Source organism: Psychromonas hadalis ATCC BAA-638 (assembly GCF_000420245.1).
Classification (GTDB): domain Bacteria; phylum Pseudomonadota; class Gammaproteobacteria; order Enterobacterales; family Psychromonadaceae; genus Psychromonas; species Psychromonas hadalis.
Map to the genome: position 1 here is coordinate 73268 of NZ_ATUO01000001.1, position 10233 is coordinate 83500.

General features: G+C 39.3%; 10 protein-coding genes. 5 read left to right on the plus strand and 5 right to left on the minus strand.

The annotated features are described in order from the left end of the window. Positions 1-34: 34 nt before the first annotated feature. Entirely contained in the window at positions 35-1060 is a 1026-nt protein-coding gene (locus G322_RS0100350; RefSeq protein WP_022939821.1) for a lipid A deacylase LpxR family protein, read from the plus strand. 143 nt (positions 1061-1203) lie between these two features. On the opposite strand, the gene pyrC is transcribed toward G322_RS0100350, so the two are convergent. Further along, positions 1204-2232 (minus strand): dihydroorotase, encoded by a 1029-nt coding sequence (gene pyrC / locus G322_RS0100355; RefSeq protein ID WP_022939822.1) that lies wholly within the window; start codon positions 2230-2232, stop codon positions 1204-1206. 296 nt (positions 2233-2528) lie between these two features. On the opposite strand from pyrC, the gene G322_RS19570 reads away from it, so the two are divergent. Genes G322_RS19570 through G322_RS24705 form a run of 3 tightly spaced genes read left to right on the plus strand, consistent with a single transcriptional unit; the run spans position 2529 to position 3251 of the window. Then, positions 2529-2936, plus strand: coding sequence for a TlpA disulfide reductase family protein (locus tag G322_RS19570; protein WP_022939823.1), 408 nt, complete (start codon positions 2529-2531; stop codon positions 2934-2936). Further along, on the plus strand, positions 2933-3100 hold the full coding sequence (locus tag G322_RS23165; RefSeq protein WP_022939824.1) for a hypothetical protein: 168 nt from the start codon (positions 2933-2935) through the stop codon (positions 3098-3100). Before G322_RS19570 ends, G322_RS23165 begins: the two co-directional genes overlap by 4 nt. 10 nt (positions 3101-3110) lie before the next feature. Continuing rightward, entirely contained in the window at positions 3111-3251 is a 141-nt protein-coding gene (locus G322_RS24705; protein WP_084683656.1) for a HAMP domain-containing histidine kinase, read from the plus strand. Here the strand turns inward: G322_RS24705 and G322_RS0100370 are convergent. Genes G322_RS0100370 through pdsR form a run of 3 tightly spaced genes read right to left on the minus strand, consistent with a single transcriptional unit; the run spans position 3211 to position 7071 of the window. Further along, complete coding sequence (locus G322_RS0100370) at positions 3211-4191, minus strand: coproporphyrinogen III oxidase (protein ID WP_022939825.1); 981 nt, start codon at positions 4189-4191, stop codon at positions 3211-3213. The genes G322_RS24705 and G322_RS0100370 overlap by 41 nt on opposite strands. Position 4192: 1 nt before the next feature. Then, entirely contained in the window at positions 4193-6376 is a 2184-nt protein-coding gene (gene pdsS, locus G322_RS0100375; protein ID WP_022939826.1) for a proteobacterial dedicated sortase system histidine kinase, read from the minus strand. Beyond that, positions 6373-7071, minus strand: a complete 699-nt coding sequence (gene pdsR / locus G322_RS0100380; protein WP_022939827.1) for a proteobacterial dedicated sortase system response regulator — start codon at positions 7069-7071, stop codon at positions 6373-6375. Before pdsR ends, pdsS begins: the two co-directional genes overlap by 4 nt. Before the next feature lie 390 nt (positions 7072-7461). Here pdsR and G322_RS0100385 point away from each other — a divergent pair, with 390 nt between their 5' ends. Further along, positions 7462-8388, plus strand: a complete 927-nt coding sequence (locus G322_RS0100385; RefSeq protein ID WP_022939828.1) for an OmpA family protein — start codon at positions 7462-7464, stop codon at positions 8386-8388. Positions 8389-8423: 35 nt separating this feature from the next. Here the strand turns inward: G322_RS0100385 and G322_RS0100390 are convergent, their stop codons facing one another. After that, complete coding sequence (locus G322_RS0100390) at positions 8424-9995, minus strand: alkaline phosphatase (protein WP_022939829.1); 1572 nt, start codon at positions 9993-9995, stop codon at positions 8424-8426. Positions 9996-10233 lie beyond the last annotated feature (238 nt).

Genomic DNA, 10233 nt, shown 5'->3' on the forward strand with positions numbered 1-10233 from the left:
ATTTTACTTTAATTTTATCTTCATGAGCCTATTTATGTTTAAAGTTTTTACCTTTGTTTGTTGCTTCTTTAGCTCTCTCGCGCAGTCACAATCAGCCTCTACAAGCCAACAAGATAAAATTAGTTGGTATCAGTTTACCTTTGAAAATGATGTGATGAGTGCGAGAAACAGTAGTGATGATGGTTATAGTAATGGTATGTCATACGCATGGGGAGCGTTGGGTTATAATGCGTTTTCCTCCATTGAAATGCCTGATTGGATCCGTTTTTTAAGTGATTGGACCTATATCAATCAAGATACAGAGAAACAGTATTCAATTGCATATGGGATATCACAATCTATCTATACTCCTAGTGAACTTTCACAAATTACGCTAATTGAAGATGATCGCCCCTATGCAGGCACACTTTTATGGCACAGCAAAATCCGTAGCTATGCCGATAATAGGGCGAATAGTTTAGGCTTGATTTTAGGTGTTGCTGGGCCCGCTTCATTTGCAGAGCAGAGCCAAACCATTATTCATGAGATAATTGATGCAACAACGCCAGAGGGCTGGGATAATCAGATAAATAATGAGTTGGTTTTTCGTGTCGAAGCTGAGCATATTGAACGTTTTTATATCTATTCATTTTCAGAAAATATTTCGTTTGATACAAGTTCTTATAGTGAATTAGGTGTGGGCAATTTACGCAGTGATATAGGAACTGGATTAACGGTACGTATTGGCAATATGTTGGATCAATCTTATGCTTCCATTAGTGCTAATACCAGTCGCTTAATCTCTGGGCTTAGCGCTCATTCAAATAATACATTTTATTGGCAACTCTTTACTTCTGTTTATGCGAGTTATTTGTTTAATGATATCACGCTTAATGGTAATACATTTTCCGATAGTCACTCTGTTGAATTGATTCATGAGCAGGTAATTGCCAGTATGGGTGTTTCTGCTTTATATCATCACTGGGGTTTTGTGTTTTCGGTACTGCGTGGCAATAAGCAGTTTGAAGGGCAAGAGAATGTGAGTAAATATGGTTCATTTACAATTAGTTATCAATATTAATAATGACCATTAATATTGATGCATTGAATTCAGGAAAAACATAAAAGAATTAACCACAGAGTTAAGGAAGAAAATATAAAAACGTGTAATGACTGTTTTATTCTTAGCACCTCTGTGGTCGTGTCTTTAAGTTTTTCTCGGTTTTACCAAAGAATCTTCCAATCAACACTTTCACCCGCTTTGATAGGCACGACTTTATTGCCACCAAAACCAAGCTCTTCAGGCACTTTCCACGAGACTTTGTGCAGATCAATGGTATCGGTATTACGCGGTAGATTATAAAAATCTGGGCCGTTAAAGCTGGTAAATGCTTCTAACTTATCCAGCGCACCTGCAGCATCAAAGACCTCTGCATATAACTCAACCGCTGCAAATGCGCTGTATGATCCTGCGCAACCACAACCAGACTCTTTGCTCTCTTTCGTATGAGGGGCTGAGTCAGTACCTAAAAAGAATTTTTTAGAGCCACTGGTGGCCACTTTTATTAATGCTTGCTGATGAATATTACGTTTTAAAATAGGTAAGCAGTAAAAGTGGGGTTTAATACCACCCACTAACATATGGTTACGGTTAAACATTAGATGATGGACAGTAATGGTTGCAGCTACATTATCACTTGCATTTTCAACAAACTCTACTGCATTTTTAGTGGTGATATGCTCAACCACAATTTTAAGGTTTGGGTATTCTGCAACTAAAGGGGTAAGCACCGTTGTGAGGAACTGCTCTTCCCTGTCAAAAATATCAATATCATTGGTGGTTACTTCACCGTGAATTAATAGCAACATACCCACTTCTTGCATCGCAACTAATGCATCTTTAATGTTTGCCGTTGAGGTTACGCCTGAATCCGAGTTAGTGGTTGCGCCTGCGGGGTAAAGTTTTGCCGCCACTATGCCTGCATTTTTTGCTTTTTTTATCTCATCGGCAGTGGTGTTATCGGTAAGGTATAAGGTCATTAATGGCGTAAAGGTTGGCATTGGATTGGCTGCCATAATGCGTTTTTGATAAGCCAGTGCAAGTTCTGTGGTGGTCACTGGAGGCATCAAGTTTGGCATAATGATTGCGCGACCCATATAACGGCTGGTATCACGTACGGTATCTTTTAAAACATCGCCGTCACGTAGATGTACATGCCAGTCGTCTGGTCGGGTAATGGTTAATTTAGTCATTTTCTGCTCTCCTGTGAATTTCGCGATATTTTACGCTATTTAAGAACCTTTAAAAATTTAATTACAGAAATATTTTAAGCGTTAAGAAAACCTTAAGGTTCAGTGTGCATACTGATACCAATAACAGTAAATAGCTGATCTATTTTACTGGTTAAAACAACTCACTTCCGCGTTGTAAGTTTCGCAAAGGAAACAACCATTTACGCCTTGAATTAAGCTGTTTCCCCTGCGCAAAATTTAGATCACATACTTAATGTAATTGGTATTAACATATAAAAATAAGGGACTGTGAATCTATGAAACATTTATTGCTGACTGTCGTATTGATATTAAACCTATTTTCATCCTCTGTTTATGCCAATGCAGGGTGGTTGAATGAGTTTGATCTGAACCAGTATAAAAATAAAGTGGTGTACCTTGATTTTTGGGCATCATGGTGTGGGCCGTGTCGAAAATTGTTTCCGTGGTTAAACAAAATGCAGGAAAAGTATAAAGATGATGGGTTGGTGGTGATAGGTATCAATTTAGACAGAGATAAAAAGATGGCGGATCGATTTTTAACAAAATTGCCTGCTAATTTTTTACTTTACTCTGATCCTACGGGTGAGCTTGGTGAAAAATATAAACTGCAAGGCATGCCAAGCTCTTTTATTTTTGATGGAACGGGGCAATTAAGTATTACACATGTATTGAACCTGCGATGAGTACCCGTAAAACCTTTGATGATGAGAGCATATTCGCATTGAAACTGATGTTGGACTCATTAACGAGGGCATCACCTAATGGTGTAACCCCAACCAACGAAGTGCAAACTTTTATATGGGCGATTAACCGATCGTTTTTATCGACAGCATCAACAGCAGGGTAAGGGGGCTGGATTGGGACTAACCTTAGTGAAAAAAATTGCTGAATTTCATCAAGGTAAGCTCAGTTTTGAATCATCCCCATTGGGAGGGTTGTTGGTTAAGGTGCAATTACCTATTTTAAAAGTGGATGATGTTGGTAGTGATCACGTATAACCTGCGCGATATTGGCTTTCACCTGTACCGATATTTCACATCGCTCATCCTCCGGTAATACCTCTAATAGGGCTTCTACTAACCCATCGCGTGGTGTGGGTGTTTGACCTATCCATTGGCTTAATAACGGACGGTTAATAAAGGCGGGCAAAGAGCCTAATGTGCCAACATCGTTTTGATCATGCACCAATAATCCTGAGGTTGTGCCTTTATCAAGGGTTAAGACCTGATAAAAGTAGAGGGTATGATAATCAAGTTGTGTTTGAATCTGTGCTTCGTTATTAATCCTTTTCTGCTTTAAGTGTTCGCTGAAAATAGCGATGTAACACTCAATGACACCAGTCAAAAACTGCTTGGCAAACTGCTTCCCATCCTCGTGAGTAGGGTTAAATTCCTCCAGATAAAAATGGCTAACACCCCGATGTTTTTTCAGTGCGGGAATATAAAAATATTCATTGCCTTGCGTCGTGGCGTTATCAAAATAGTCGCCACCCAGTTGCTGTAATATTTCATTAAAACGTTTTTTATCTTGTTCACAAACAATCGCAGGGTTTAAATCGGCCATTAAGCGCCAATAACTTTTCCCAGAGCGTAACTCTGTCCAGCTAACATGGATATGAATAGAGGGGATAAGCGCATTAAGGGGATGAATGATGGTGGAAAGTGCTGTTGCAGAGATAAATGCCTTATCTGCTTGATCTTCATATTGAATTTGTGACACATTCACGGAGGCTTGATTAAACAGGCTATTTTGAGGCGCTTCAAAACGGACACCTCCTCCGTGAATGCCATTATCACGTAGCCACAACACGGATTTAAACTGCTCAGGTAACGGTTGTGTTTGGCACAATTGGCTGAGCTGTTTAACAAAAGAGTGCTGTACTTGAGATAACATTTTTAGGGCATTGATGGCTTTGTTTGAGGTGGCTGGTTTTCTCATATTAACTCGTTTTTAAAAGTGGAAAAGATAGCGTGACATCCACACCATTGTTTTCTTGATTGTTGTTAATGGTGATTTTAGCGTGGTGAAAATCACAAATCATCTTAGCAATAAATAGTCCTAATCCAAGATGGGTTTTATCTGGGGCGTTATTGTTACGAATTGAAACCATGGAGTTTAACAGTTCATCACTCATATTTTCAGGTAGCAGTGACCCTTTGTTTTTGATGCAAATAACCGCCATCCCAGAGGCAATATGAAGACTGAGGGTGATTGGGCTTTTTGCTGGGCTAAATTCCATTGCATTGTTGATCAGTTTATCTAAACACTGCATGATAAAATCAGGATCTGCATAAATGTTGACAGTTTTTTTGCTGTTATTTAACAGGAATAATTGCGCTGGATAGGTCATTTGAACCCCCTGAAATACACCTTTTAACAGCTCATTAAGTGGCAAGATCTCTTTTTCTCCCCGTTGTAAACTTTGCTCAAGTCGCGTTGCTTCACTCATGTTGGTTAAGATGCGATTGAGACGTAAAATGCCTGTTTGCGCACGTTTAATGTATTTCTGATTCTCTTCATTTTGTGGCAACAGAGCTAGATTTTCCAGTGACGAACGCACTACAGCAACGGGTGTGTGTAATTCATGAGAGAGGCGTGATGCTAAATTTTCTAAATAAAGGTGATATTGTCCTAATCGACTCACCATGTCTGACAAACCTCGTGACAGATCACCAATTTCATCACCGGATGTTGAAGGGCTAAAGGGGGCTGAAATGCGTCCCTGTTGATCAATCGCACTCTCTGTTTGATCGCGCAGTTTGGTGATACGTGAGGCGATATTTGCAGTGAAGAGAAACAGTAGCAGTGTGCCAATCACAATAATAACGATTAAACTATTAAACAACTTTTCCAGTGCTTTATTACGCAAACTACGAATACCGTTGGTGGTCTCTTCTGCGACAACGATGCCCATCACTTTATCCCCCACAAAAATGGGGCTCGCCGCCGACAAAATCATTGTTTTATTATCATTGGTTAAGCGCCAACTCGATTGTGATTGCCCCGATAAAGCCATTTTAATAAATTCACTATTAAGTTTTGTAGAGCCTTTTAGTTCATCGACGAAATCATTATTAGGCGCTGATAATATTAAACGGTAAAGCGGTTTTAGCAGTTGGTTTTGTAGCTTTTTCCACCATGATAACGATACGTTTTTATCGCTATTATCTGTCCATACACCATTGGCGTGACGAATATCTCCCGCACTTGCTAATACCCGTTGATGTCTGTCCACGACCCACAGCCGAGATTGGCTATGGCTTAACCCTTTTAGAATTTTATCAATCTCAGGAGAGGGCACTAAAATCGTCCCCAGTTTTTGTAGGTTTTGAGTGTCGGAGGTGGCGATAATATTGTCTATTTCACCTGTTTTTTTATTTGAGGAGGTATACAGAGAAAACCCAAGTTTATCGCCCAACAGGGTGATGGGCAGACGAAACTCAATGTTATAACCTATTTTTGTTGTTTGCCAAAAACCTTGCAGTCGTTTCTCTCGTTGTGGTGGAGTGCTCTCTTGCCCTAAGCCTTGTGTTGCAGGATTATCTTCGATCAGGTAACCATTAAACCAGCCCTTTTTTTCTGGCGAGATAATATAACGTTTTAGCTGATTAGCGGGATCACTGATGGCGATGATCAGGTGATCATTTTTATTTAAAAAACGGCTGTTTTTATCTCTAAAAATGGGGTGTTTATCGGTAACTTGTAGGTAACCATATAGATACTTTCCTTTTGTACCAAGTAGTTGGCGAAATGAGATAGGGTTATTACTGTTTTTGTTTTTTTGGTAGATTGTTTGTGATTGTCCGTAAAGCGTACTTTTAGTAAAGTACGCTTGCCAATCGTCGAGCTTACCATCGAGTTTAATAGGATTTTTTAATGGGTAAGCATAAAGGTCTTTGCCATCTTCTACTTTATTTAAAAAACTTGCTTGGCGATTAAATAGTTTAGGACGTTCATGCAACGCAGTTGCCACCGCGCGTGTCGTACCCATTAAAGTTTGTTCTTGCCCTTGGCGTAAAAAACTTTCCATCTCTAAGATATATTGATAACCAATCCAAGGTAAAATAAGGAAAAAGCTGGCTAATAAGGTCGCTTTAGTGCGTAAACCCAGAGTGAAGCTCATGATGGCTCACTTACATCCCAGCGATAGCCCATACCATAAACCGCAGTGATTTCGTTAAAGTCAGCATCTAAGTTGATAAATTTTTTGCGAATACGTTTTACGTGTGAGGTGATGGTATTGTCATCCACTACCATATTTGCATCACGCATTAACTGTTGACGATCACGTACTATACCGGTGCGCTTGGCCAGTGCATGTACAATCCAAAACTCTGTGACGGTGAACGCCAGTGACTGTTCTTTCCATAAGATAACCATTCTGTCGCTATCAATGGTGAGTGCGCCTCGTTTGATAATATTGCTCTGTTGTGTCGGTTTTTGTAGCAAATCAACACGGCGAAATAGGGCGCTAATACGCACCATTAAATGTTCTAAACCAATATTTTTAGTGAGGTAATCATCCGCCCCTAAACGCAAACCTGAGATAGTGTCAAAGTCATTGTCGCGTGCGGTTAAAAAGATAATGGGTAAAGTGGCAGAGAGTTGACGCAGTGCTTGGCAAAGTTGAAATCCACCATCATATTCGGCGCCAAGTCCGATATCAATAATCGCTAAATCGGGTAAACGAATTTCAAACGCACTGATTGCATCGAGTCGATTTTCATAAGTTTCAACTTGATAGCCATGTTTTTTCATCAAGTCAGCATAGTTTTCGCGAATATCTTTTTCATCTTCAACAATGGCGATACGTTTCATCTATTTACCCTTTTTTATTGGTAACTACTCAGGTCGTTGCAATTTAAGGCTTGTTCGTGGTTAAACTTCAGTTATCTATGATAACCGTGTTGAAAAATGCTCATTTAAACCACTAAACTGCGTTTTTTCGCCTTGAACTAAGCATAAATGGCTTAGCCCTGAGCATTTACAATCTATTTTTATAAAAACAACTCAAATTTGAAGGGGTGCTGAGTAGTTACTTTTATTCATTATAACGAAAAATTGCAAAGGAAATAGTCTGTCAGGCACATTGCCCTTTTTTGAACATCATTGATCAGCAGTTTGCCATTTTGTTACCCCTAAAAAAACACAACGATTTGCTTTAATGAATGTGTCAAAACAACACTCTTTTTTAAAAAGGATAACAACATGAAAACTAAAAAAAATAACACATTTAAAAAATCAGTATTAAGTATCGTGATCATCTCTGCTGTCACCGCTGCATTTATCTCTTGGGATAAATACCAGCCACGCCATGAAACGACGAGCATGGTTGCGTTTTATCAAAACCGTACTGTTGATGCTTTTGCACAAAGTATTGTGAGTACCGACAATGAAACATTAGCCGCTATTGTAGAAGCAAATCTACAGATAGAAGAAGCTGATTTTATTGCAACGACCATCATTGAAGATAGCTATGCACCGGAGTCAGATGAGCCTTACGATTATACACTTGAGTATGAGCAACTCACGTCTATGCAACAGGATAAATATGAAAATAAGCCCTTAATTGATGAAACGGCATTGTCGCTGACCATTGCAAATAAAGTGTTTTTTGGTTTTGATTCAAGTGAGATAAACCCTGAGTATTTTTATTCACTAAATGAAACTGCTGAGTTGATGCAAATCGCCGTTGATAGTCATAAAGCAGTTTGGCAGGTGGTAGGGTACGCAGATCGTTCTGGCAATACGCTTTATAATCGTAACCTTGCTAAAAAACGTGCACAAAAGGTAGCACAATACCTGGTTAATAAAGGGGTTAATGAGGATCAGTTAGCTATTTTATCGTTAGGCTCAAGTGAGCCAATCAGTGTTGAACGTAGCATTAAAAATAATCGTAGTGAGCGCCGTGTTGAGATCCACGTTTATCAAGCAGAGATAACCGCTTTAGTTGAACAGTTTAATAAGCAGTTAAATAACCCAGTTCGTTTTTCTCAAAAAGAGGAACATACACCGATGAAAACATTGTATGCTGAGCCCACGTTGGTAGAGAAAAGTAAGCCACAACGGGTTTCACCCTCGATAGATTTTAAAAGTCTAACGCATGAAAATTTAACCACCGCGATGGAGTTGTAGTTTTTTGAAAATGGGAGGGTAACCTCCCAAGATACTTATTTATTTTGTACCGCTTTAATTAGTAACTTACCAATTTCAGTATGGTGAGTCAGTGTTGAAAATTGTGCGCTGAGTTGTGTCGGTCCAATGGCTATCACCGCGACGGGCGTATCGGTATGAGTGCCCGTCGACCAAACGATATTTTGCTCCTCACTCATTGCTCTGCCAATTAAGTCGTGGCGAATTTCATCACCATAAACGTAGAAGGCTTTAAAATCATTCACTTTAGGAAAGGTTTTTTTATCTAAATATTTATGTCCTTGTTGATAATAAACATTATTTTCTGTCTGTAAAATATCTTCTGCCTGTGCAATGGAAATTTTAAACTCACTGTTATCGTTTACTATTTTTTGTAATGATGCAGGGCTTTTATCCCCCTTATTAAACGCTTTCATCATATTAGGGAAACTGAGTTTTTGTGCGTATAACTTATCTAAAATTTGTAATGCACCAAAGTTAAAGTTAGGTTTGTAGTCACGCGTTTTGAAAGCGCTACCGCTGCGTTTCTCCGCCTTCGGTGTATTAGCGCGTGAGTAACTAAAACCAAATCCACCTGTTTCATGATCTGCTGTCACAACGACTAACGTATCGTTGCGATCTTTTACCCAGTCGTAAACATATTGTAGTGTTTCGTCAAATTTCAACATCTCATGCAACATGGTAGCCGCATCATTATCGTGACCTGCCCAATCGATTTGACCCGCTTCAATCATTAAAAAGAAACCATCAGGATCTTGAGATAATATCTCTAATGCTTTGACGGTCATCTCTTTTAAACTGGGCTGAGTACGCTGTGGTGAATTTTTTGTTTGTGTATAGGTTATGCCATCTAACATGCCTGAATAGGAAAATAAACCGAGTATTTTACCCTGTTTTACTTGCGCTAAGTCAGATCGGGTGTGCACCACAGAATAGCCCGCTTGTGATGCTTGAGTTAAGAGGTTTTTTTCATCTTTACGCTTTGATTTTATCTTTATATGACCTCCCGTTTGTTTAACAAGTGTTTGATAAAGTGCCTCTTTTTTATTGACTGATTGTGGGATCCAGTAGCGTAATCCACCCGATAACATCACATCCACATTATTGGCGAGCATCTCTTGTGCAATTTTAGATTCTAATGAACGATGTGGTTGGTGAGCTGCAAAAGCGGCGGGTGTTGCGTGGGTTAAACGGGTATCTGACACTAATCCTGTTGATTTTCCTAGTTTTTTTGCTATTTCTAAAACAGACTCAACAGGGTTGCCATCCATATCGATGCCAATTGCCTCAGAGGGGGCATCAACGCCTGAAGCAAGGTGAGAAGCAGAACAAGCGGAATCAACCACTAAGGCGTCTGCGGGGCTGTGCAGTGACATGCCAAGAACGCCATTATCTATCATTGTTTTTAATGCGCTATCACGACCTCGGTAGATTGAATTCGGCGCTTTTCGTGCATACTCTTCTAATAACCCCATCTGTCCAGGGCCCATGCCATCCCCAATCATTAGAATGACATTTTTAACAGTAGATTCGGCTAAACTAATTGAACAAACAAAGCTCAGAGATAAAGCAATAAGTGATTTTTTCATAAGTATCCATAGTAGTTATTAATTCTATCCAAGATTAACTGGTCAATGTTACGGTTTCATTACTGTATTAAGGGGACTCTTATGAAGCAATGATATTTACTCTCGATGAATAACTTGTAACAATGTTAAATTATTGTTGACTGATACCAATCCGCATAAGTATCTGATCTATCTTGTTGGTTAAAATAATAAATAGCTACGTTGCATTCAATCGCAATAGCTAGCTATTACTCAATCA

Coding starts and splice junctions, on each gene's coding strand:
- pyrC (WP_022939822.1), bottom strand. CDS start 2,232: ATGACTAAATTAACCATTACCCGACCAGACGACTGGCATGTACATCTA.
- G322_RS0100385 (WP_022939828.1), top strand. CDS start 7,462: ATGAAAACTAAAAAAAATAACACATTTAAAAAATCAGTATTAAGTATC.
- G322_RS0100390 (WP_022939829.1), bottom strand. CDS start 9,995: ATGAAAAAATCACTTATTGCTTTATCTCTGAGCTTTGTTTGTTCAATT.
- G322_RS0100370 (WP_022939825.1), bottom strand. CDS start 4,191: ATGAGAAAACCAGCCACCTCAAACAAAGCCATCAATGCCCTAAAAATG.
- pdsS (WP_022939826.1), bottom strand. CDS start 6,376: ATGAGCTTCACTCTGGGTTTACGCACTAAAGCGACCTTATTAGCCAGC.
- G322_RS0100350 (WP_022939821.1), top strand. CDS start 35: ATGTTTAAAGTTTTTACCTTTGTTTGTTGCTTCTTTAGCTCTCTCGCG.
- pdsR (WP_022939827.1), bottom strand. CDS start 7,071: ATGAAACGTATCGCCATTGTTGAAGATGAAAAAGATATTCGCGAAAAC.
- G322_RS23165 (WP_022939824.1), top strand. CDS start 2,933: ATGAGTACCCGTAAAACCTTTGATGATGAGAGCATATTCGCATTGAAA.
- G322_RS19570 (WP_022939823.1), top strand. CDS start 2,529: ATGAAACATTTATTGCTGACTGTCGTATTGATATTAAACCTATTTTCA.